This is a genomic window from Litchfieldia alkalitelluris (assembly GCF_002153425.1).
GTDB classification, from domain to species: Bacteria; Bacillota; Bacilli; order Bacillales; family Salisediminibacteriaceae; genus Evansella; species Evansella alkalicola.
In genome coordinates this window covers 48,787-70,475 of sequence record NZ_KZ119600.1, presented here as the reverse complement: position 1 = coordinate 70,475, position 21,689 = coordinate 48,787, and the positions used below count along the sequence as shown (strand labels likewise).

The 21,689-nt window shown below is 40.3% G+C and carries 31 protein-coding genes; 3 read left to right on the top strand and 28 right to left on the bottom strand.

Going from position 1 to position 21,689, the window contains the following annotated elements:
* Positions 1-36: 36 nt before the first annotated feature.
* The 3 genes from BW724_RS00415 to BW724_RS00405 all read right to left on the bottom strand — a co-directional run bounded on the left by BW724_RS00415 (position 37) and on the right by BW724_RS00405 (position 2,432).
* Positions 37-1,083, bottom strand: coding sequence for an Mrp/NBP35 family ATP-binding protein (locus BW724_RS00415; protein WP_088073156.1), 1,047 nt, complete (start codon positions 1,081-1,083; stop codon positions 37-39).
* Positions 1,084-1,201: 118 nt separating this feature from the next.
* Complete coding sequence (gene cwlD, locus BW724_RS00410; protein WP_088073155.1) at positions 1,202-1,924, bottom strand: N-acetylmuramoyl-L-alanine amidase CwlD; 723 nt, start codon at positions 1,922-1,924, stop codon at positions 1,202-1,204.
* Positions 1,925-1,991: 67 nt separating this feature from the next.
* A complete protein-coding gene (locus BW724_RS00405) occupies positions 1,992-2,432 on the bottom strand; it encodes a DUF2521 family protein (RefSeq protein WP_088073154.1) in 441 nt (146 codons plus the stop codon).
* 173 nt (positions 2,433-2,605) lie between these two features.
* Between BW724_RS00405 and BW724_RS00400 the strand changes: the two genes are divergently transcribed.
* Positions 2,606-2,971, top strand: coding sequence for a hypothetical protein (locus BW724_RS00400; protein ID WP_088073153.1), 366 nt, complete (start codon positions 2,606-2,608; stop codon positions 2,969-2,971).
* Positions 2,972-3,107: 136 nt separating this feature from the next.
* Here BW724_RS00400 and BW724_RS00395 read toward each other — a convergent pair whose 3' ends face one another.
* Together BW724_RS00395 and BW724_RS00390 are read right to left on the bottom strand one after the other, a co-directional pair.
* Positions 3,108-4,949, bottom strand: a complete 1,842-nt coding sequence (locus tag BW724_RS00395) for a WXG100 family type VII secretion target (protein WP_235848854.1) — start codon at positions 4,947-4,949, stop codon at positions 3,108-3,110.
* Positions 4,946-7,012: an efflux RND transporter permease subunit gene (locus BW724_RS00390; RefSeq protein WP_088073151.1), complete on the bottom strand. Its 2,067-nt coding sequence runs from the start codon at positions 7,010-7,012 to the stop codon at positions 4,946-4,948. The genes BW724_RS00395 and BW724_RS00390 overlap by 4 nt, the downstream gene beginning before the upstream one ends.
* A gap of 142 nt (positions 7,013-7,154) precedes the next feature.
* On the opposite strand from BW724_RS00390, the gene BW724_RS00385 reads away from it, so the two are divergent.
* Both BW724_RS00385 and BW724_RS00380 read left to right on the top strand, forming a co-directional pair.
* Positions 7,155-7,745, top strand: a complete 591-nt coding sequence (locus BW724_RS00385; RefSeq protein ID WP_088073150.1) for a TetR/AcrR family transcriptional regulator — start codon at positions 7,155-7,157, stop codon at positions 7,743-7,745.
* A gap of 22 nt (positions 7,746-7,767) precedes the next feature.
* Positions 7,768-8,331, top strand: a complete 564-nt coding sequence (locus tag BW724_RS00380; RefSeq protein ID WP_088073149.1) for a hypothetical protein — start codon at positions 7,768-7,770, stop codon at positions 8,329-8,331.
* 291 nt (positions 8,332-8,622) lie between these two features.
* Here BW724_RS00380 and rpsI read toward each other — a convergent pair whose 3' ends face one another.
* From rpsI to BW724_RS00265, 23 genes are all read right to left on the bottom strand, one after another.
* Positions 8,623-9,015, bottom strand: coding sequence for a 30S ribosomal protein S9 (rpsI, locus tag BW724_RS00375; protein ID WP_088073148.1), 393 nt, complete (start codon positions 9,013-9,015; stop codon positions 8,623-8,625).
* Positions 9,016-9,036: 21 nt separating this feature from the next.
* Positions 9,037-9,474, bottom strand: a complete 438-nt coding sequence (gene rplM / locus BW724_RS00370; protein WP_088073147.1) for a 50S ribosomal protein L13 — start codon at positions 9,472-9,474, stop codon at positions 9,037-9,039.
* A 234-nt stretch (positions 9,475-9,708) separates the two neighbouring features.
* The gene (truA, locus tag BW724_RS00365) at positions 9,709-10,479 is read right to left on the bottom strand and encodes a tRNA pseudouridine(38-40) synthase TruA (RefSeq protein WP_176371236.1); all 771 of its coding nucleotides are present in this window, start codon (positions 10,477-10,479) and stop codon (positions 9,709-9,711) included.
* Positions 10,480-10,491: 12 nt separating this feature from the next.
* On the bottom strand, positions 10,492-11,292 hold the full coding sequence (locus tag BW724_RS00360) for an energy-coupling factor transporter transmembrane component T family protein (RefSeq protein ID WP_088073145.1): 801 nt from the start codon (positions 11,290-11,292) through the stop codon (positions 10,492-10,494).
* Positions 11,285-12,163: an energy-coupling factor transporter ATPase gene (locus tag BW724_RS00355; RefSeq protein WP_088073144.1), complete on the bottom strand. Its 879-nt coding sequence runs from the start codon at positions 12,161-12,163 to the stop codon at positions 11,285-11,287. Before BW724_RS00355 ends, BW724_RS00360 begins: the two co-directional genes overlap by 8 nt.
* Positions 12,139-12,999: an energy-coupling factor transporter ATPase gene (locus BW724_RS00350; protein WP_235848853.1), complete on the bottom strand. Its 861-nt coding sequence runs from the start codon at positions 12,997-12,999 to the stop codon at positions 12,139-12,141. The genes BW724_RS00355 and BW724_RS00350 overlap by 25 nt, the downstream gene beginning before the upstream one ends.
* A 109-nt stretch (positions 13,000-13,108) precedes the next feature.
* On the bottom strand, positions 13,109-13,471 hold the full coding sequence (rplQ, locus tag BW724_RS00345) for a 50S ribosomal protein L17 (RefSeq protein WP_088073143.1): 363 nt from the start codon (positions 13,469-13,471) through the stop codon (positions 13,109-13,111).
* A gap of 56 nt (positions 13,472-13,527) precedes the next feature.
* Positions 13,528-14,472 carry a DNA-directed RNA polymerase subunit alpha gene (locus BW724_RS00340; RefSeq protein ID WP_088073142.1) on the bottom strand — a complete coding sequence of 315 codons (945 nt, stop codon included), beginning with the start codon at positions 14,470-14,472 and terminating at the stop codon, positions 13,528-13,530.
* A gap of 183 nt (positions 14,473-14,655) precedes the next feature.
* On the bottom strand, positions 14,656-15,048 hold the full coding sequence (gene rpsK / locus BW724_RS00335; protein WP_088073141.1) for a 30S ribosomal protein S11: 393 nt from the start codon (positions 15,046-15,048) through the stop codon (positions 14,656-14,658).
* Positions 15,049-15,066: 18 nt separating this feature from the next.
* Positions 15,067-15,432 (bottom strand): 30S ribosomal protein S13, encoded by a 366-nt coding sequence (rpsM, locus tag BW724_RS00330; protein WP_088073140.1) that lies wholly within the window; start codon positions 15,430-15,432, stop codon positions 15,067-15,069.
* Between the two features lie 20 nt (positions 15,433-15,452).
* On the bottom strand, positions 15,453-15,566 hold the full coding sequence (gene rpmJ, locus BW724_RS00325; protein ID WP_003322638.1) for a 50S ribosomal protein L36: 114 nt from the start codon (positions 15,564-15,566) through the stop codon (positions 15,453-15,455).
* Positions 15,567-15,608: 42 nt separating this feature from the next.
* Positions 15,609-15,827 (bottom strand): translation initiation factor IF-1, encoded by a 219-nt coding sequence (gene infA / locus BW724_RS00320; protein WP_010896341.1) that lies wholly within the window; start codon positions 15,825-15,827, stop codon positions 15,609-15,611.
* A gap of 4 nt (positions 15,828-15,831) precedes the next feature.
* Complete coding sequence (locus BW724_RS00315) at positions 15,832-16,134, bottom strand: KOW domain-containing RNA-binding protein (protein ID WP_088073139.1); 303 nt, start codon at positions 16,132-16,134, stop codon at positions 15,832-15,834.
* 13 nt (positions 16,135-16,147) lie between these two features.
* Positions 16,148-16,897, bottom strand: a complete 750-nt coding sequence (gene map, locus BW724_RS00310) for a type I methionyl aminopeptidase (RefSeq protein ID WP_088073138.1) — start codon at positions 16,895-16,897, stop codon at positions 16,148-16,150.
* A complete protein-coding gene (locus tag BW724_RS00305; protein ID WP_088073137.1) occupies positions 16,894-17,547 on the bottom strand; it encodes an adenylate kinase in 654 nt (217 codons plus the stop codon). Before BW724_RS00305 ends, map begins: the two co-directional genes overlap by 4 nt.
* 63 nt (positions 17,548-17,610) lie before the next feature.
* Positions 17,611-18,903: a preprotein translocase subunit SecY gene (secY, locus tag BW724_RS00300; RefSeq protein ID WP_088073136.1), complete on the bottom strand. Its 1,293-nt coding sequence runs from the start codon at positions 18,901-18,903 to the stop codon at positions 17,611-17,613.
* Complete coding sequence (gene rplO / locus BW724_RS00295; RefSeq protein WP_088073135.1) at positions 18,903-19,343, bottom strand: 50S ribosomal protein L15; 441 nt, start codon at positions 19,341-19,343, stop codon at positions 18,903-18,905. The genes secY and rplO overlap by 1 nt, the downstream gene beginning before the upstream one ends.
* A 27-nt stretch (positions 19,344-19,370) precedes the next feature.
* A complete protein-coding gene (rpmD, locus tag BW724_RS00290) occupies positions 19,371-19,559 on the bottom strand; it encodes a 50S ribosomal protein L30 (protein ID WP_088073134.1) in 189 nt (62 codons plus the stop codon).
* Between the two features lie 13 nt (positions 19,560-19,572).
* Positions 19,573-20,070 (bottom strand): 30S ribosomal protein S5, encoded by a 498-nt coding sequence (gene rpsE / locus BW724_RS00285; RefSeq protein WP_088073133.1) that lies wholly within the window; start codon positions 20,068-20,070, stop codon positions 19,573-19,575.
* Positions 20,071-20,094: 24 nt separating this feature from the next.
* Positions 20,095-20,457: a 50S ribosomal protein L18 gene (gene rplR, locus BW724_RS00280; protein WP_088073132.1), complete on the bottom strand. Its 363-nt coding sequence runs from the start codon at positions 20,455-20,457 to the stop codon at positions 20,095-20,097.
* A 30-nt stretch (positions 20,458-20,487) separates the two neighbouring features.
* Positions 20,488-21,024, bottom strand: a complete 537-nt coding sequence (rplF, locus tag BW724_RS00275) for a 50S ribosomal protein L6 (protein WP_088073131.1) — start codon at positions 21,022-21,024, stop codon at positions 20,488-20,490.
* A gap of 31 nt (positions 21,025-21,055) precedes the next feature.
* Positions 21,056-21,454, bottom strand: coding sequence for a 30S ribosomal protein S8 (rpsH, locus tag BW724_RS00270; protein WP_088073130.1), 399 nt, complete (start codon positions 21,452-21,454; stop codon positions 21,056-21,058).
* A 27-nt stretch (positions 21,455-21,481) separates the two neighbouring features.
* On the bottom strand, positions 21,482-21,667 hold the full coding sequence (locus BW724_RS00265; RefSeq protein WP_088073129.1) for a type Z 30S ribosomal protein S14: 186 nt from the start codon (positions 21,665-21,667) through the stop codon (positions 21,482-21,484).
* Positions 21,668-21,689: the final 22 nt, after the last annotated feature.

Here is a 21,689-nt window from a genome sequence, read left to right as displayed (position 1 = left end):
CACTTCCAACAATTAATGTGGAAGTGCCACTCTTATTTATTTTGTTTTTTCTACGACTTTTGCTGCCATGTCCATATAAATTTCACCAATAGGGTGGTTTGTGTCGTAAATGGACGGCGCGAAGTTTTCTTCATCTATTTCTGGTTGCCCAAGTGGAATTTGAGCAATGACTTCTGTTTTAAGTTCTTCAGCGAGTTTTTCGCCTCCGCCTTTACCAAATACATACTCTTTTTCTCCAGTCACTTTGCTTTCAAAGTAAGACATATTCTCTACAACACCTAAAATTTCGTGATCTGTCTTTATAGCCATTGCACCTGCACGAGCCGCTACAAACGCTGCTGTAGCATGTGGTGTTGTAACAATAATTTCCTTTGAAGTAGGTAGCATAGAGTGAATATCTAACGCTACGTCACCAGTACCTGGTGGTAAATCTAGAATTAAATAATCTAAATCGTCCCATTCCACTTCATTAAAGAAGTTATTTAGCATTTTTCCAAGCATTGGGCCACGCCATATGATTGGAGAATTATCTTCGACGAAAAAGCCCATGGAGATAACTTGTACATCAAAGCGCGTTACAGGGTAAATCTTCTGTCCAACCACTTTCGGACGCTCTTCAATACCCATCATATCAGGTACACTGAATCCGTAAATATCAGCATCAATGATACCAACTTTCTTACCAAGTCGAGCTAAGGACGTAGCAAGGTTAACAGATACGGTTGATTTACCTACTCCACCTTTACCTGATGTTACAGCAATGAAGTTTGTTTTATCTTGACGCTTTAGTAAAGACGCACCTTCCTCTTGAGCTTGGCCACCGTATTTTGCCACTTCTTCGTCAGACATTTTCTCAAATCGAAGTCCAACAGATTCCGCTCCAGCATTTTTAACTGCAGTTACTATCTCTTGTTGTAATTGCATTTGTTCCGCAGTTCCTGGTTGAGAGATCGCCAGCTTCAAGCTAACCATATTATTTTTAATTTTTAATTCCTTAATTGCGTTTAATTCAACTAGGCTCTTTCCTAAGTGAGGTTCTTGTACACTTTTCAATGCGTTGAGTACCTGTTCTTCTGTTAACACAATAACACCCGCCTTTATACATGTATGTATTCGTTATCATTCCATAGTATAACATATTTACACCGTAACCATGTTGATATAGATCACACCTATACATGTAAAAATAAGGTGTTCCTACTTAATAAGATGGTGGTGCTTCTCCACTCTTGTAGCGAAGGATCCCCTCATAAATGGAAGCAGCCACTTGTTGTTGGTAGTCATCTGTAGCTAATCGCGCAGCTTCCCCCGGATTAGATAAAAAACCTACTTCCACTAAAGCACCTGGAGTAACTGCTTCTTTAATGAGGTAAACAGAGTTAATTGGTTTTGCTTGGCGATTTGTGTTTTCCAAATTTCTTATTAGCTCTCCTTGAATATGTTTCGCTAGTGCTTCATTCCCTTCAATCGTACGGTTATAAAAGGTTTGTGCACCACTCCACTTTGGAGATTGAATAGCATTCAAATGTAGACTAATGAACAGATCCGCATTTGAATCATTAATGATGGAAACCCGCTTCTTTAAGTCCTCTACTTTCCTAGATCTCACTCGCTTTGTTCCTTCAGCAGCAAGATCATGGTCACCTTCTCTTGTCATAATGACTAGTGCCCCCGCTTCCTGTAAATAATCACGAAGCTTCAGGCTGATGTCCAATGCAATGTCTTTTTCCAAATCTCCGTTTTTCGATGAGGCTCCTCCATCTATCCCACCGTGTCCTGGGTCTAATACAATAACATTCCCAGATAAAGGCAAGGCCCATCCAGTAACTGTTCTACTTTCTAAATACATACTAATAAGAGAAATGATAAGACCAATACTAACTCCTAGAACCACAAGCTTCCAAAACTTAACCTTTATAATCATAACCTCGCCCCCTTATACTTCCATTCCTATATATATGGGACGAGGTATATGTTTTATGCAATGAAATCTAATGTAAACGAAGTCGGTAACGCCGCTCGCCTTCTTGGAACCCTTTTTTCCACCAACGGTTAATGAACGCCCTACTTCTTTCAAATTGAATGAACTTCTCGTCTTCTGTTAATGTGAACCATGCCGAGAATTGGCTAGCTGTTTGGGTTGTGAATGTTTCTAATTCCTCTTCACATCTTGTTTGTGCCTGATCCGGTGTTTCTCCATAGTACCCAAATCGACCATATTCAGAACCGAGTAAATAAGCATCTATACCAATATCAAGGCAGAAGTCCATCAAATACAACTTACTCACTGTTTCAGCCCCAATGAGTTGGGAAAAAAAGTGTTCGTTTACATCTTTCCTCATATCATCAATGGACAAGGAGCGAAGCATATTACGCTCAAATTTCCACTGTTTCTTTCTCCTTCTTTCTCCTAAGTTTGTGATTACATTCATGAGACATCGCCTCGTTTTTTTATTTATAGTGTGAGGTTTCTGAGGCAATTCATAAGGATCAATACTTGGAACAACTAGTGAATGATGTCCATGGGAAACTTTATGTAGGATAATGAAACCTCCCCATCACAAAATGCGTAAATAAAGAAAAATGAAATAATGGGGGCAGGAAAATGGGCACTGTCGGAAAAAAGAAAGTTCCTAAATCAGTTTATATACTTACTGCAATCTTAATATTATTAGTTCTTCTTCCTTTTGTATTGCCTGATCCAGCAAAACAGAAGTTATTGGAGCTCGAAGAAAATGTGATTGAACCGCATTTCGCCACTTTTTTAGAGGATTTTGAAATTGTAAGGATTAACGTAGACCGCTATCAAGATACGGAGGATACTCGAACTTATGAAGTATTTGTAAATTTGGAACCAGAAGATACTACTACAAGTGATGAAATACTCACCCAATCACCTTCAACAGCACGTTATTTAGTTGTCATTAAAGATGATAAAGAAGTTGTATCATCAACTCAGCAATTCCATTAGATGTGAAAAAAATCAATATTAAAGGCACGAAGCACACCTATCAATTTGATAAGATCTTCGCGCCTTTTTGAATACATGTAATTAAACCTTTATTAGACCTTGTCAGCAAAACTCACTTTTTACATTTCAAAAAATGTTAAGAAAACAAACCCCATAGGCGCTCCCAAAAACTAGGTTGCTCCTCTTCTTCCTCCCCTTCATCATCTGCACTTACTATTTCAATCGGCTCTGTTTTCAAAACAAATTGAACAGTATTTATATTTTTATTAGCATCGGACACATAAGAAACAGCTTCAAAATCAGAGCGTTCGAATTCCTCTAGCATCGCTTCCATTTCTTCTTCCATCTGTTCAGGTAAGTCACTTGTTTCCGAAGCCAATTCTTCCGTTCCGTCATGGAGTTCACCAACTCCACTTTCAAGTTCACTCGTTCCATTTGCTATCTCGCTAATACCTGAGTCAATTTCCCCATATGCCCCTGTTAGCTGGGAGACACCGTTTGTGTAGGAACGTAATCCGTTATGGAACTCACCGTAGTTTTCAGCGAGCATGGCAACACCATCAATTAATTCATCGAATGCATCAAGCTCATCCATATTCTCAAACGCTGCCAACACCTCTTCAGAAATGGTATCTAATCTTCCTGTCATCTCTCCAACAGTTTCATTAATTCCTTCCAAGGTTGATTCCACGGCACCAAATACTTCCCTCACTTCACTAAATGTCCCACGCACCGATTGAGCAGCTGCATTCACTTCTATTAAGAAATCAATGATTTCAGGATCTACTCCCATATCACGAAGTTCCTCAATATTTTCCTGAAGTGAATCTGGTGTTTCAGGGATCTCATTAATGGCACTTTCCAATGCGGAAAAAGCTGCAGCAAAGTTTTCATTAAATTGAACCAAGCCCTCTGCCGCGCCTCCAACACCTTCTGAAAAGCGTTCAAACATCTCTGGCATCTGTTCCAATTCACTCATGTCAAAATCTAATTGCGCCCCACTAAGCTCTTCATTTAATGTTCTTAAAGCGTCCCTAATCGTTGCTGAGGCATCAACTAACTCCCCTGAGGAATTGTTTATTTCATTCATTCCTGAATAGTATTCATTAGAACCGCTACTCAAGCTCCACATGCCATCGTTTAGTTCAGATACGCCATCCCTTAAATCGGAAACACCATTGTTTATTTCCTGTATAGCATCGGCTAGCTTCCGCATCTCTCTTGTCATTTCATCCATTTCGAATTCTTCCAACGCCATAGATAATGGAATCCCAGAAATATCGATGCCTTCCATTTCAAAATCGACCACATCTGCTAAGAGCGTGAGATCCCCATCCCTTTCCGGCATAACAGTAAAGTTAACCTGCCGCTGCTTACCTACGTTTGCTATGGTGGCGTCAGGTGCATGAAGATTACTCGTGTTGTCCGTATCGAGAGTTAAGGATACCTGCAGTGCGTAATATTCGTAAAAAACAGGGTCTACACTTTCATTTTGAGATGTATTTATCGTAATGAGCAGTCTGCCATCTTTCCCAGCAAGATCAGGAGCTGAAATTTCTTCTCCATCAAGCATATAGGAAATATCAATATTCCAAGGCAACTCAGCGTTCTTTTTATTTCCTTGATAATAATACCACCCTGGTGATGCTTGAATTCGCACTTTGTTATCTACTTGTTCTATTTCCGTTAAGTCCGTTAAATTTTTTACTGACTCATAGTTACCGTGGTCGATAATTAGGCCAGCCTCTACTACTTCTAACATATTAACTACAAATATCTCATTGAGGGAACCATTCGCATGAAGGCTACCATAAATCACTTCATCCTTGGAAGCCACCTTGCCCATTGGGTCCCCACCATTATCAATTTCAGCCTGAGTATCATTTTCATCCATATCCTCGTTGGGATCAGCACTTCCCGTATAGTATGGAAAAACAAGTAACATTGTAAGAAAAACCATCATAAACTTTTTCTTCACGATGATTGACCCCCTTTAAAGAATTTCGCATTTAACGTGGTTTTTCCAATAAATTTATCGAACAATAACAGCATCGCTGGTAGGAAAAAGAGTACCATGATGAATGCTAATAAAGCCCCTCTACCAATCAATAAACCGATGGACCCTACAATTGGGTTGGTAGAAGTGATCGCTAATATGAATCCAACACTCGATAAAATACCAGCTGAAATAGAAATGGAAAACGTTTTTTCATTTAATGTCTTAATAATTGAATCCCACGCAGACATTTCTTTCCGGTTTTCCAAATAATCCTCCGTAAAGAGAATGGCGTAGTCCACCGTCGCTGCCAACTGGACAGTACTTACTACTAAATATCCGATAAAAACCAAGGCAGTGTCCGTAAAGTAAGGGACAGATAAGTTTATCCAAACTGCTGACTGTATGGTTAGGAGTAAGACGATCGGTATAGATATAGACTTAAATGTAAATAGAAGAACAACGGCTATGGCCACTACAGTTAAAATATTTACTACCGTGTTATCTTTATTGATGATTGTCTTCATATCGTACAATGAAACACTTTCACCGACGGCTAATACTTCCTCTCCATAATAGGAACGAGCGACCTCTAGGACATTTTCAACCGTTCTAAATGCCACATCTCCTTCAGACTCCGTATCCGTGTATAAAATAATTTGACTATAGTTTTCAGAATGGAACTGCTCTGTCACAGATTCATCTAAATACTCTGGTGGTATGGCAGGGCTGACTGACTGATTATAGGAAATAACACTGGTGACTCGCTCCTCCTGTTTTAAGTCCTGCTCAAGCCTTACCTCTCTCGCCACATCTCCCTTTGGTACAAGGAGCACGATTGGTGTTGACTTCCCAAATACTTCATCAACCGCAATCATATCACTCCCTAGGCGGGTGGATTCAGGCTGATCACCGATACCATAAATAAACGTTGTTTCCTGCTGTGCTAAATAAGCAGGAACAATAATGATAGCTACAACTGCTAAGCTCACAAACCGCGCTTTCATTACTCCCTTACCAATGGATTCAAATCGAGGGAAAAACGGCCTGTGTTGTGTTTTATCGATCCATTTATAAAACAAAATAGTTAATGCAGGCAAAAATACCATGACACTAATAAAACTTAGTAAGATACCTTTCACAAGGTTTACCCCTAGGTCTGCCCCTATTTCAAACTGCATGAACGTCAAAGCCATAAAGCCAAAGAACGTTGTAGCTGCACTAGACGCAATCGCAGGGAAAGAAGATTTCACTGCTTTTTGCATGGCTTCCCCAGGGTCTTCCGTATTTTTGCGATGATCGGAAAAACTATGAAGTAGAAAAATCGCATAATCAAGTGACACGGCCAGTTGCAAAATCGGCGCCACCGATTGCGTTACAAACGAAATTTCTCCAATAAATATGTTTGTTCCAAGATTAATGATGACAGACACACCAATTGCAGTAAGAAAGAATACTGGCTCCACCCATGAATTCGTTGATAAAACGAGTATGATAATGATCATCGGAACAAGTAGTAAAGCAGCATACATCGTTTCAGTAAAGGCCATTTTTTGCGAAACGGAAGTATTAGCCGCTTCCCCAATTAATGCATTTTCTTCACCAATCAGCTCATAAATAGCCTCAGTAATCTCTACTTCGTCACCTTCTCGTACGGTCATGGAAAAAATAGCGTGGTTATCCTTATAATAGGACTCCACCACATCTTGATCTGCCATTTCTAAAGGGACCTTTAAATCAATAGCTTGATCAAGCCACGTGACGTCTGATACGCCATCAATATTCTCCAACCACTCTTGATATAGTAACGCCTCTTGGACAGACACGTCCTTAATCATCACTTGTGCATTGGAAAGCGTACTTTCAAACTCTTCTTCCATTACCTCGATGGCTTTTGTTGATGGCGCATCCTCTGGTATGTAGTCATTCATATTATAGTTAATATCAACAAAAAACAGTGCCACTGCACTGATCAGAGTTAATATTGTAAAAACAATAACGATTAATTTGTTATGCTTGATGATTTTAGAAGCAATGCCTGACAATGGTGACCACTCCTTGCAGATTAACTAATCATTAATTATAATAACACCATGTTAATTAATCAACACACAGTTTATTATAATATGTTCGTTAAACAACATAACAGGAAAATGTGTTGGATAAATAACGGAAGGGGAAATATTGGTGATTGAAAAACTGGATAGACGTCAGAAATATACACGTAAAGTTTTAAAGGAAAGCTTTATAAAACGAATGCAGGAAAAACCTCTTTCAGCTATTACAATAAAGGAAGTTTGTGAAAGTGCGGATATTAACCGCTCTACCTTTTACTCTCATTATAAAGATATCTATGATTTAGCATTCCAAATTGAAGATAATATTATTGAAGATATTAGTGCGACTCTTTCTGCCTATAACTACTCTAAAAACGAAGAAGCCCTACAAATGACAGAAAAACTACTAGAATACATAGCTGAAAATCGCGACAGCTGCCAAACCTTATTCAGTGAGCATGGAGACCCTCGTTTTCAGAAAAAGGTAATGATGTTAGCCCATACGCATTTATTAAAGACTCTGGAAGTGGAAAACACCAATGTCCCATATAACTCAGAATACTTAAGCCTTTATATAGCTAACGGCAGTATTCATGTGGTTCAGCATTGGTTAAAAAGTGGAATGAAAGAATCCCCTAAAGAAATTGCAGAATTAATTACGAAGCTTGCAAAACGAGGCCTTTCTTCCTTTTCAGATACGCCCCCTATGTTTTCAATCTAGTGTGGGGGAGTCAATTAGGAAAATGAAGTCTCAAATTGCTTCTCACCTCGAGTTCAGTCTCCATTCTGGGAAAATGAAGACTCAAATTGCTTCACTTCCTCAGTTCAGTCTTCATTCTGGGAAAATGAAGACTCAAATTGCTTCACTTCCTCAGTTCAGTCTTCATTCTGGGAAAATGCAGACTCAAATTGCTTCACTTCCTCAGTTCAGTCTTCATTCTGGGAAAATGCAGACTCAAATTGCTTCACTTCCTCAGTTCAGTCTTCATTCTGGGAAAATGCAGACTCAAATTGCTTCACTTCCTCAGTTCAGTCTTCATTCTGGGAAAATGCAGACTCAAATTGCTTCACTTCCTCAGTTCAGTCTTCATTCTGGGAAAATGAAGACTCAAATCGCTTCGCTCCTCGAGTTCAGTCTCCATTCTGGGAAAATGAAGACTCAAATCGCTTCTCACCTCGTGTTCAGTCTCCATTCTCGGAAAATGAAGACTCAAATCGCCTCGCACCTCCAGTTCAGTCTCCATTTTGAAGAAATGAAGACTCAAATCGCCTCGTACCTAAGTTCAGTCTCCATTTTGAAGAAATGAAGACTCAAATCGCTTCTCACCTCGTGTTCAGTCTCCATTCTCGGAAAATGAAGACTCAAATCGCCTCGTACCTCGAGTTCAGTCTCCATTCTGGGAAAATGAAGACACAAATCGCTTCTCACCTCGTGTTCAGTCTCCATTCTCGGAAAATGAAGACTCAAATCGCCTCGTACCTCGAGTTCAGTCTCCATTCTGTGAATAAGAAGCCATTAAAAAAACTGACCAATCTCATAAATTCCTAATAAAAAGCCCCCATCCAAGATAGGATGAGAGCCTTTGAAGCGCAATATATTAACGCTTTGAGAACTGAGGTGCACGACGAGCAGCTTTAAGACCGTATTTCTTACGCTCTTTCATACGAGCGTCACGAGTCAAGAAGCCAGCTTTTTTAAGTGCTGGACGGTACTCAGGGTCTGCACCAAGAAGTGCACGAGCAACACCATGACGGATTGCGCCCGCTTGTCCTGTGTATCCTCCACCATGTACTGTTACAAGTACATCGTAAGTTCCTTCAGTTTGTGTTTCTACAAGTGGTTGTTTAACAATTAATTTTAAAGTTTCAAGGTCAAAGTAGTCGTTAATGTCGCGTTTGTTGATCACGATATTTCCGTCACCAGGTACTAAACGTACACGTGCAACAGAGTTTTTACGACGACCTGTTCCATAATATTGAACCTGTGCCAAAAAAATTACCTCCTTCTATAATTAACCGCGTAATTCGTATGCTACCGGTTGTTGTGCTTGGTGTGGATGCTCGCTTCCAGTGTAAACGTGAAGCTTCATTCCTTGCTTACGGCCTAAAGAGTTCTTTGGTAGCATTCCTTTGATTGCTAGTTCAAGCATTCTTTCAGGCTTTTTGTTAAGCATTTCTCTTGCAGTAGTAGTCTTAAGACCACCTGGGTGTTGACTGTGACGGTAATATTTCTTATCGTCCAGTTTGTTACCTGTTAAATGAATTTTTTCTGCATTGATTAAGATCACGTGATCCCCTGTATCAATGTGTGGTGTAAATGTTGGTTTATGCTTTCCACGTAGGATGCTAGCTACTTCAGTAGCAAGACGACCAAGAGTTTGGCCTTCTGCATCAACAACGAACCATTTACGCTCAATTTCACTTGGCTTTGCCATATATGTCGTACGCATTTGTTTCCCTCCTAATAAACTTTCACAAAAACTATCGCGTCAAATTCTACAATTCAAACATTAGATTCCGTTACCCGGGGCTAGTGGGCATAAGAATACCGTATATCATCATATAACATATGAAATGCGATGTCAATAAGATGTTACACCAGGTTTCGTTGTCATATGAAAAAAATTTTTTCCATTTCTAGAACATATAGATTATTGAACAGAAATCGTACTAAAATCACCCAATTATCTCCTTAACAACTTAGACAATTCTTCCTCAGAATAAACTACCTTCGAGAGATATAGCCCATTTCCAGGAATTGTAGGACCAGCTAATGCCCTATCCTTCGCTTCCAATATCTCAGGAATCTCTTCTGCATTCATTCTATCCTTCCCGATCTCAATTAAGGTACCTGTTAACACACGGACCATTTGATATAGAAAGCCACTGCCTACATAGCGAAAAGTCAGCTCCTCCCCACTACGATCAATCGAAACATCATAAATGGTTCTGACCTTATCAACAACTGCCGTACGAGGTGAGGAAAAACTCGTAAAATCATGAGTACCGAGATAATGACTGGCAGCCTTCTGCATCTTCTCCAAATCTAGCTCTTCACGGACATGAAAACAATAATTACGTTTGAACACATTCTTCACTTTTGATGTCTCTACCCGATAAATATATTCCTTACCGACCGTATCGTATCGAGCATGAAAATCGTCCCCAACATAACTAGCCTCTAGAATAATAATGTCATCTGGAAGCAAGGCGTTCAGCGCCATTGGCCACCGATTTTCAGGAAGATTTAAAGATGTATCAAAATGAATGGTCTGACCTAGGCTATGTACGCCTGTGTCCGTCCTTCCAGATCCAGTCGCATTCCAACTATCCGCCTTATGCATTCTAGCCAAAGCTTTTTGCAACTCACCTTGAACCGTTCTTGCATCTGGTTGTACTTGATATCCAGAAAAGTGACTTCCATCATAGGAGGCAATTATTTTTACTCGCTTCATCATACTCTCTCCTTAAAGCAACCTAGTCAAAACACCCAATACAGCATAGGCAGTTATAATACTAATTACTAACGTATCAAGACCCTTCCAATATAGCTGCCTATATTTAGTTCTTCCCTCGCCACCAACATAGCCCCTCGCTTCCATTGCAACTGCCAGCTCCTCCGCTCGCTTTAACGATTGAACAATTAAGGGAACAAAGATAGGTATAATGGTCTTCACTCTTTTCCAAGGAGATCCATGACTGAAGCTTGCTCCCCTTGCCATTTGTGCTTTCGTGATCCTTGCCGTTTCCTCTATGAGTGTCGGAAAAAAACGAAGTGCAATGGAAATCATAAAGGCCATTTCATGGACAGGAAAACGCCATTTTTTTAGGGGTGAAAACAAAGTCTCTAAACCATCAGTTAAGTCAACTGGTGTCGTAGTTAAGGTTAATAATGACGCCATTCCCACCAGAATAAAAAGCCTTCCCCCAATAAGGAGCCCCTCAGTAAGACCGCCAGAATAAACGGTAACACTAAAAAACTGAAAGAGTACTTCTCCATCATTGTTCATGAATAACTGCAGTAACAATGTAATGAAAATAATAATTCCAATCAATCGCATACTCTTGAAAAAATATATAAGTGGAACTTTAGATACTGAAAAGGTCCATATAAAAATGCCAATGGCCACAACAAGAAATAAAGGGTGTCTACTAATAAATAGAAATAACATAAATATTAACAAGCCTACTAATTTTGATCGGGGGTCTAGACGATGAAGCACAGATGAACCAGGCAAATACTGTCCTAACGCGATGTGCTCAAGCATTGTTTTCAATGTCCTTTCTTAAAAAAGAGACAATCTCATCGACTGTATCATCAATCTCAAAATGATCCGTGATTAAAGCTTGTCCAGAAGCCCTTTGTAGCTCCATTAGCAAACTTAAAGTGTTAGGGAGACTTATTCCATATTCGTTTAGCTTTGTTTCCTTTGTGAACAATTCAGAAGGTGTACCTACTAATTTCCGCTCACCATCATACATCACATGGATTTCCTCACCATATCGTGCTGCATCTTCCATGTTGTGCGTTACTAAAATAACAGAACGTCCTTCCTTAGCCTTAAACCAATGATTAAAGAGCTCCATCATCCCAATATGTCCAACAGGGTCTAATCCTGCAGTTGGCTCGTCTAGGACCAATACTTTAGGTTCCATAGCTAATACACCTGCTATAGCGACACGCCTCATCTGACCGCCACTGAGTTCGTATGGAGATCGCATATATAAGGAAGGAGAGATTCCAACGAGAGAGAGACTTTCTTCTGCTCGCTTTTCTGCTTCCACCTTTCCTACGCCCAGATTCATAGGGCCAAAAGCCACATCCTCTAGTACTGTATCATGGAAAAGCTGATGCTCAGGAAATTGAAATACCATCCCTATCTCTTTCCTCAAATGATAAAGTTGCTTCATTTTTGTTTTTCTATTAACTACCTTTTCACCAATTAGCATGCTACCTTCTGTAGGTTTCAATAAGCCATTTAATAGTTGAATGAAGGTAGACTTTCCCGACCCTGTTTTTCCTATAAAAACATGGTATGTACTCGGCCTTAATGTGAAGTTTATCTTATGTAACGCGACTTTTTCAAAAGGAGTGCCAACCATATACTTTACAGTTACATCATTTGCTTTAATTTCCATATAGCATCCACCAGTTCTTGTTCTGTTATAATTGTATTATTAACTTCTCTTAAGTCATACCCTTTTCCTTTTAGCCCTTCCATTATTTCTATAATAAACGGATGAATTAAATTGGTGTCTGCTAACATTTCTGAGTGGCTAAGGACTTCTAATGGTGGGCCATCACCTACTATTCGCCCTTCCTTTAATACAATAACCCTATCTGACATAAGTGCTTCATTTAAGTCATGGGTTATCATAACAATCGTTAATTCTGTTTCCCTGCGCAACCTTTGGACTTGATCCATCACTTCTTTTTTCCCGATTGGATCTAGCATTGAAGTCGCTTCATCTAATATTAAAATTTCGGGTTGTAGGACGAGGGCACCAGCTAGTGCCACTCTTTGCTTCTGTCCTCCAGATAACCTACTCGGTTCACTATTTTCCAAGCCACTTAAACCTAGTGTATGGATAGTATTTCTTACCCTTGCCTGCATTTCTTTAAAGGGTACTCCAGCGTTTTCAAGTCCAAAGGCAACGTCATCTGCTACAGTAGGTGCTACGAGTTGATTGTCAGGATTCTGAAAAACCATGCTTACTTTTTTTCTAATGAGGGGCTGATTATTGAAATCTTTCGTGTTCATACCTAGGATTGTTACATCACCAGTCACTGGAATTAACAGCCCATTCAAGAACTTTGCCAGTGTAGATTTCCCTGATCCATTATGACCAACGATAGAAACCCACTCTCCTGCGCGTAATGACAGTGAGATGTCTGTCAAAACATTTTCCCCATTACCTTGAAACTGGAATGTCAGACTATCAACATGAATTGTTCCTTGCAGTGTTTCTTGCATTCCCTCATCTCCCCATTGCATTATGCTGAAAGCAAAAAAGGGCACAGAAACAGAATCTAAAAATAGATCTGGTTTCTCGCCCTTTGAAGAATCAATTCTTATGCATCTATTACACGAGCTCAATGATCGCCATTTCTGCACCGTCTCCACGGCGAGGTCCTAGCTTTAACACACGTGTATAACCACCTTGGCGCTCTTCATAGCGTGGTGCGATATCATCAAATAATTTCTGAACCGCATTTACGCCAGTCTCTTCGTCTGCAACTTCATTACGAATGAAAGCAGCTGCTTGACGACGAGCATGCAAATCACCACGTTTACCTAGTGTAATCATTTGGTCTACAACAGAACGAAGCTCTTTTGCTTTAGGTACAGTAGTTTCAATACGTTCATTGATGATTAAGTCTGTCGCTAAGTCACGGAAAAGTGCTTTTCGCGCACTGCTGTCTCGACCTAATTTTCTGTATGCCATGGGAGTCCCTCCTTCTCAAGTCAAATTACTATGTTCTAAATTATGATGAAAGGGAACTATTCCTCTTTGCGAAGTCCTAAGCCTAGTTCGCCTAGCTTCTCTTGTACTTCCTCTAGTGATTTTCTTCCTAGATTTCGTACTTTCATCATATCTTCTTCCGTTTTTTGAGTTAATTCTTGAACAGTATTAATTCCTGCTCGTTTCAAACAGTTGTAGGAGCGTACGGACAAGTCTAACTCTTCGATCGTCATTTCAAGCACTTTCTCTTTTTGATCTTCTTCTTTTTCTACCATGATCTCTGCATGCTGTGCTTGGTCCGTCAAGCCAACAAAAATATTTAAATGCTCAGTTAAGATTTTTGCGCCAAGTGATACAGCTTCTTCTGGGCGAATACTTCCATCAGTCCAAACATCTAACGTTAATTTGTCAAAGTTTGTTATCTGCCCAACACGCGTATTTTCCACTTGATAGTTTACACGTGAAACTGGTGTGTAAATAGAATCAACTGGAATAACACCTATTGGAAGTTCTTCTGAATTGTTTCCTTCAGCTTGAACATATCCTCGACCTCGGCTTGCTGTTACTTTCATATGAAATTGAGCACCCTTAGAGAGTGTTGCAATATGAAGGTCAGGGTTTAATACCTCCACATCACTGTCATGCATAAAGTCTGCAGCAGTGACAATTCCTTCGCCTTGCGCTTCAATTTCAAGCGTTTTTTCTTCATCTGAGTAGATTTTCAGAGCGAGTTTTTTTAAGTTAAGAATGATGGATGTTACATCCTCAACTACTCCTTCAATGGTTGAAAACTCATGAAGTACTCCATCAAACTGGACACTTGTTACTGCTGCACCAGGAAGTGAATTCAATAGGATCCTGCGTAGAGAATTCCCTAAGGTTGTCCCGTATCCTCGCTCCAATGGTTCAACAACAAATTTCCCATATGATGCATCTTCTTTAATTTCAACCGCTTCAATCTTTGGCTTTTCTATTTCGATCATTTAAACAAACCCTCCTTCAAAACGTCGAAACCCCGGTTGAATCAAGTCGTTCAACCGGAATCCCTCATTGGGCACATCCCGACCTGTCACGATACCGTCAATACCTTTGTAAAGAACCGTTTCCGGCTATAGACTCTTAATCCATTATTGACAAGGGTATGACCTTCCATACCTCTGATGCGACTATACTCTACGACGTTTTGGCGGACGGCATCCGTTATGTGGAACTGGAGTAACATCTTTAATCATATTCACTTCTAAACCAGTAGCTTGAAGTGAACGAATTGCAGCTTCTCGTCCAGCACCTGGGCCTTTAACTGAAACTTCAACTATTTTCATTCCGTGTTCCATAGCAGCCTTTGCAGCAGTTTCAGCTGCAGTTTGCGCAGCAAAAGGTGTTGACTTACGAGAACCTTTAAAGCCTAAAGCACCAGCGCTTGCCCACGAAATTGCGTTACCGCGAGTATCCGTAATTGTAACAATCGTATTATTGAAAGTTGAACGAATGTGCGCAATGCCGGATTCAATATTTTTACGTTGACGACGCTTTGAACGAGTCGTTTTCGGTTTAGCCATAATCGACAAATACCTCCTTTACTTCTTCTTGTTTGCAACTGTACGACGTGGACCTTTACGTGTACGTGCATTGTTTTTCGTTTTTTGTCCTCGTACCGGTAATCCGCGACGATGACGAATACCACGATATGATCCAATTTCAATTAGACGTTTAATATTTAATGAGATTTCACGACGGAGATCCCCTTCTACTTTCAATGAATCAATTACTTCACGGATCTTTGAAAGTTCATCTTCAGTAAGATCTCTTACACGAGTATCCTCAGATACACCTGCAGTTTTAAGAATCTCAATTGCTCTTGAACGTCCAATTCCATAAACGTACGTTAATGAAACGACAACTCGCTTATCACGAGGAATGTCGACACCTGATATACGTGCCATTGGTTTACACCTCCTGTGAGTTAACCTTGTTTTTGTTTGTGTTTAGGGTTTTCGCAAATTACCATGACGGTTCCTTTTCGGCGAATAACCTTACATTTTTCGCAAATTGGCTTGACTGACGGTCTTACCTTCATGATTTATACCTCCTTATGTTGCTGCGGAGTAACATTTTTTTGTTATTTATAGCGATACGTAATTCGACCACGAGTTAAATCATACGGAGACAATTCTACTGTAACTTTATCACCCGGTAGAATACGAATAAAGTGCATTCGAATTTTTCCAGAGACATGAGCCAAGATCTTATGTCCGTTTTCTAATTCTACTCGGAACATTGCATTTGGTAACGGCTCAATCACCGTTCCTTCTACTTCGATTACATCTTCTTTGGCCATGAATTTACTCCCCTTCCTTCAGGAAATTATCATCGATATATGTTGAAATTGCAAATCGCAATTTGGCATTGGTAACACGACCTGTTTCCACAATGCTATTTTTCACTTCCAAGGCAACGATACCTGTCTGCTCAATGTGCTGAATATTTTTCTTTTTTGCCCGATCTACTTTCCGTTTATCACCGTCAGCAATTCGGACAAAACGAGAATCAATAACTTCAATCACACAGGCAAACTGCTCTTTGTCTCTTCCACTCAATATTCTCACAAGCTCTCCCACTTGTGGAATCGAATCAGGATCTTTCATTTAGTGACCACCCTTATTCGGTTTTTGTCAAAATTTCATATCCATCATCAACAATAGCAATCGTGTGTTCAAAATGGGCACACATTTTACCATCAGTGGTCACTACCGTCCAATTGTCCTTTAATGTACGGACGTGTCTCGATCCGGCGTTTACCATTGGTTCTATCGCTAGTACCATTCCCGGCTTAAGTCTCGGGCCTTTTCCTGGTGGTCCGAAGTGTGGGATTTGAGGGTCTTCATGAAGGTCTTGACCAACCCCATGACCGACATACTCTCTTACTACTGAGAAACCATATGATTCTACATATGTTTGGATAGCATGAGATATGTTTGATAACCTCTCACCTGGTTTTGCTTCATCAAGTCCTTTAAATAACGACTCTTCAGTTACTTGAAGTAGCTCCTTACTCTCTTCGGATATTTCACCCACTGGATAAGTCCATGCAGAGTCTCCATGATACCCATTATATTTAGCACCTATATCAATACTGATAATATCGCCTTCTTTGAGTACCCGGTTTCCAGGAATTCCGTGTACCAATTCTTCATTCACTGAAGCACAGATACTCCCAGTAAATCCATTATAGCCTTTAAAAGATGGAATCGCATCATGCTGGCGAATAAATTTGTCCGCGATGCTGTCTAATTCTAAAGTTGTAATGCCAGGCTTGATGTGTTTTTGAAGCTCCTGATGAGTTAAAGCAACGATCCTACCTGCAACACGCATTACTTCTAATTCTCTAGGCGTCTTACATATAATCATTTATTGCTTCCTTTCAAAAAGGCATCGATATCTTCAAAAACTTCTTGAATATCCTTATTTCCATTGAGACTTCGAAGATAGCCTTTTTCATGATAGAAGTTAACAAGAGGTTTGGTCTGCTCAAGATTTACTTCTAACCTTTTCTCTACTGTTTCAGGCTTATCGTCGTCCCGTTGTGTAAGTTCGCTGTCATCTTTATCACATTTTCCAGCCACTTTCGGAGGATTATAGATCTCATGGTATGTTGCTCCGCATGTTGGGCATATCCAACGACCAGTAAGACGTTTAAATAAATCCTCTTTCGGTACTTCAATGTATAAAACATGATCGAGTTGTCGTTCAAGTCCGTCTAGCAAATCTTCTAATGCAGCGGCTTGAGCTACAGTTCTCGGGAAGCCATCTAGTAAGAATCCATTTTTACAATCATCCTTACTAAGTCGCTCGCGAACAATTCCAACAGTTACCTCATCAGGAACAAGGTTCCCTTCGTCCATAAAAGCTTTCGCCTTTAATCCAAGTTCTGTTCCATTTTTAATGGCAGCACGGAACATATCACCTGTTGATATATGAGGAATCCCGTATTTCTCTACTATTTTTTCTGCCTGGGTCCCTTTACCAGCACCTGGGAGTCCCATTAAGATTAAATTCATCACTTTCCCCTCCACCGTTTAAATTCAAGATCGAAAGCAAAGGGAGTCATCCTCCCTTTCGTTCTATTTAATAAATCCTTTATAGGAACGTTGGATCAATTGACTTTCAATCTGTTTCATCGTATCTAAAGCTACTCCTACGACAATCAATAATCCAGTACCACCAATTTGAACAGCTGGTGGTAAACCTGCCAGTTCCGTGAAAAACACAGGAATTACTGATACTGTTGCTAGGAATAAAGCTCCTACGAACGTCAAACGATAAAGGATTCGAGTGATATATACTTGTGTCGTTTGTCCGGGACGTATACCTGGTATATAACCGCCTTGTTTCTTCAAGTTATCGGCCATTTGTTCAGGATTAACTTGGATAAATGTATAGAAATACGTAAACCCAATGATTAATGCCGCGTAAACGACTAAGCCAAATGGCTGTGTATAATCAAAGTTTTGTGTTACCCAAGTGGCAATCGTATTATCATCACCTATTAATCCAGCGACAGTTGGCGGAAAAATAAAGAGTGCCATTGCGAATATAACTGGAATTACCCCGGCTGAGTTCACTTTTAATGGCAAGTGGGTCGATTGCCCCCCTTGCGGTTTCCCAGCAACCAAACGTTTTGCATATTGCACGGGAATTTTACGTAAGGCTTGCTGTACGTATATTACCCCGACTGTAATTGCTAACACTGCGAGCAGTAGTAACAAAATGATAACGATATTGATAAATAGTTGATCACCAGCATCTACTATCTTTGTGGCATAAATTTGATTTACACCATTTGGGATTGCAGCTGCTATACCACCAAAAATCAATATTGAAATCCCGTTACCTACACCCTTAGCAGTAATTTGTTCCCCTAACCACATCAGGAAAGAAGTTCCCGCAGTTAGTGTTAAAGCTATCAATAAGTAAGTTGGTATGGTCGCGTTAGGAACAAGACCTGGGAAGATATTGTTAAACCCAATCGACATAGCCAACGCTTGAAAAAATGCAATGACAACTGTACCATACCGCGTTACTTGTGCTAACTTCCTTCTACCTGCTTCACCTTGTTTTGACCACTCAGCGAATTTAGGTACTACGTCCATTCTTAAAAGCTGAACGATAATGGAAGCAGTGATATATGGCATTATACCAGTTGCAAAGATCGAGAAGTTTTCCAAAGCCCCACCGCCAAAGGTATTAAGGAAACCAAAGGCGTTCATTTCTCCCTGAAAATCCAAAAGGTCAGCATCCACACCTGGAGCAGGGATGTGAGCACCAATGCGAAAGACGATGAGCATCGCTAAAGTGAAAAGAATCTTCGTTCTTAAATCACCTATACGCATGATATTGGAAATAGTTCGAAACATTAAACCACCTCAGTCGTTCCGCCGGCAGCCTCGATTGCTTCTTTTGCAGTACCAGAGAACTTATGAGCCTTAACAGTTAGCTTGCGCTCAAGAGTTCCATTTCCAAGAATTTTAATTCCGTCTCTCTCGTTTTTAACAACACCAGTTTCAACTAAAAGTTCTGGTGTTACTTCAGTACCGTCTTCAAAACGATTTAAAGTATCTAAATTCACAACAGCGTACTCAACACGTGTTGGGTTCGTGAATCCTCGCTTTGGTAAACGACGGAAGATAGGCATTTGTCCACCCTCGAATCCTGGACGAACACCACCTCCAGAACGGGAGTTTTGTCCTTTATGTCCACGACCAGCTGTCTTACCATTACCAGTAGCGATACCACGACCTTTACGCTTACGTTCTTTACGTGAACCTTCAGCAGGTTGTAGTTCATGAAGTTTCATTGTTGCACCTCCTCAACTGTTTATCTTTTACGCTTCTACTTCTTTAACACTGACGAGATGAGAAACTTTGTTTACCATACCGCGAATTGCTGCATTGTCCTCTTGAACGACAGTGTGATTCACTTTACGAAGACCTAGAGTCTTCACTGTGACGCGTTGATCTTCTGGGCGTCCGATCAAGCTACGTGTGAGGGTGATCTCTAATTTCTTTGCCATGCCAAATCCCTCCTTAACCTAACAACTCTTCTACAGATTTGCCTCGTAGTTTAGCTACCTCTTCAGGACTTTTTACTGCTCTAAGTCCTTCAATGGTTGCACGCACCATATTAATAGGGTTATTTGAACCTAAGGATTTAGATAAGATGTCACCAACACCTGCTAATTCCAATACCGCACGTACAGGACCACCTGCGATAACTCCAGTACCTTCAGAAGCTGGCTTTAAAAATACGCTACCTGCTCCGAACTGTCCAGTAATTTGGTGTGGAATAGTAGTTCCTTGAATAGGTACAAGAATTAAGTTTTTCTTAGCGTCCTCAATTGCTTTACGGATTGCTTCCGGTACTTCTAGGGCTTTACCCATTCCGAAACCAACGTGTCCGTTTTTATCTCCAACTACAACCAATGCAGCAAAGCGGAAACGACGTCCACCTTTTACTACTTTTGCAACACGGTTGACAGTAACGACTCTTTCTTCAAGTTCCAATTTATTTGGATCGATACGCATGAATTTCCCTCCTTCTAGCCTTGATTAGAACTTCAGACCAGCTTCTCGGGCTGCATCTGCAAGTTCTTGTACGCGACCATGATATAAATATCCTCCACGGTCAAATACTACAGTTTCATGACCCTTTTCAAGGGCACGCTTAGCAACAAGTTCGCCTACTTGGCGAGCTGCTTCTTTATCTCCGCCGTTTTCAAGTTTTAGTTCTTTATCTAAGCTAGACGCACTAGCAACCGTAACGCCAGCGACGTCATCGATTAATTGTGCGTAAATTTGCTTATTAGAACGGAAAACATTCAAACGAGGACGTTCAGCAGTGCCAGTGATCGAGCGACGAACATGTGCGTGTCTTTTCTTACGTACCGCGTTCTTGTTAGTCTTAGTGATCATTGAACGTCAGTCCTTTCTTTCCGTTATTTACTATTTACCTGTTTTACCTTCTTTACGACGAACTCTTTCGCCTTCATAGCGGATACCTTTTCCTTTGTAAGGTTCAGGTTTTCTTACAGCGCGGATGTTTGAAGCAAGTGCTCCAACCTTTTCTTTATCGATTCCTTTTACAGTAATTTTTGTATTTGCAGGAACGTCAATTTCTATTCCATCTTCAGGTGTGAATTCTACCTGATGGGATAAACCTACGCTTAATACTAATTTATTTCCAGTTTTAGTAGCTCTGTAACCAACACCTACTAATTCTAATGACTTCTCGTAACCTTTCGTAACACCTTCAACCATATTGTTGATGACACTACGAGTTGTTCCGTGAAGAGAGCGGTGCTCTTTATTATCAGTTGGTCGTTCCACAACTACTTGATTGTCTTCATGCTTTACGATCATATCTTCATGTAGAGTACGAGTTAATTCACCTTTAGGTCCTTTAACCGTAATTTGATTTCCTTCAACTTTCACGTCAACTCCTGAAGGAATCTCTACTGGTTTTAAACCAATACGAGACATGCCTTACACCTCCATTCTTCCAATCATCGAATTACCAAACGTAAGCTATTACTTCTCCTCCAACTTGCTGTTGGCGAGCTTCTTTATCCGTAATCATTCCATTAGATGATGAAATGATTGCAATACCTAATCCGCCAAGTACGCGTGGTAGTTGATCTGCCTTTGCGTACACACGAAGTCCCGGCTTACTTATTCTCTTAAGTCCAGTGATAACACGTTCGTTGTTTGCACCGTACTTAAGGAAAATACGAAGGATACCTTGTTTGCTATCCTCAATATATTCAAAATCACGAATGAAACCTTCGCGCTTTAAAATGTCAGCTACTTCACGCTTAATTTTTGAAGCTGGAAGCTCCAAACTATTATGTTTAACTGTATTCGCATTACGAATACGAGTAAGCATATCTGCAATAGGATCTGTCATGACCATCGTATTTACCTCCTTCCCTAAACGGAATTACCAGCTAGCTTTTTTGACACCCGGAATTTGACCTTTATATGCAAGTTCTCGGAAGCAGATACGGCATAGCTTAAATTTGCGAAGCACACTGTGCGGTCTTCCGCAGCGTTCGCATCGAGTATAATCTTGCACTTGAAACTTTTTAGGTCTCTTGTTCTTTGCGATCATCGACTTTTTTGCCAAGATCTTCACTCCTCTCTTTTAG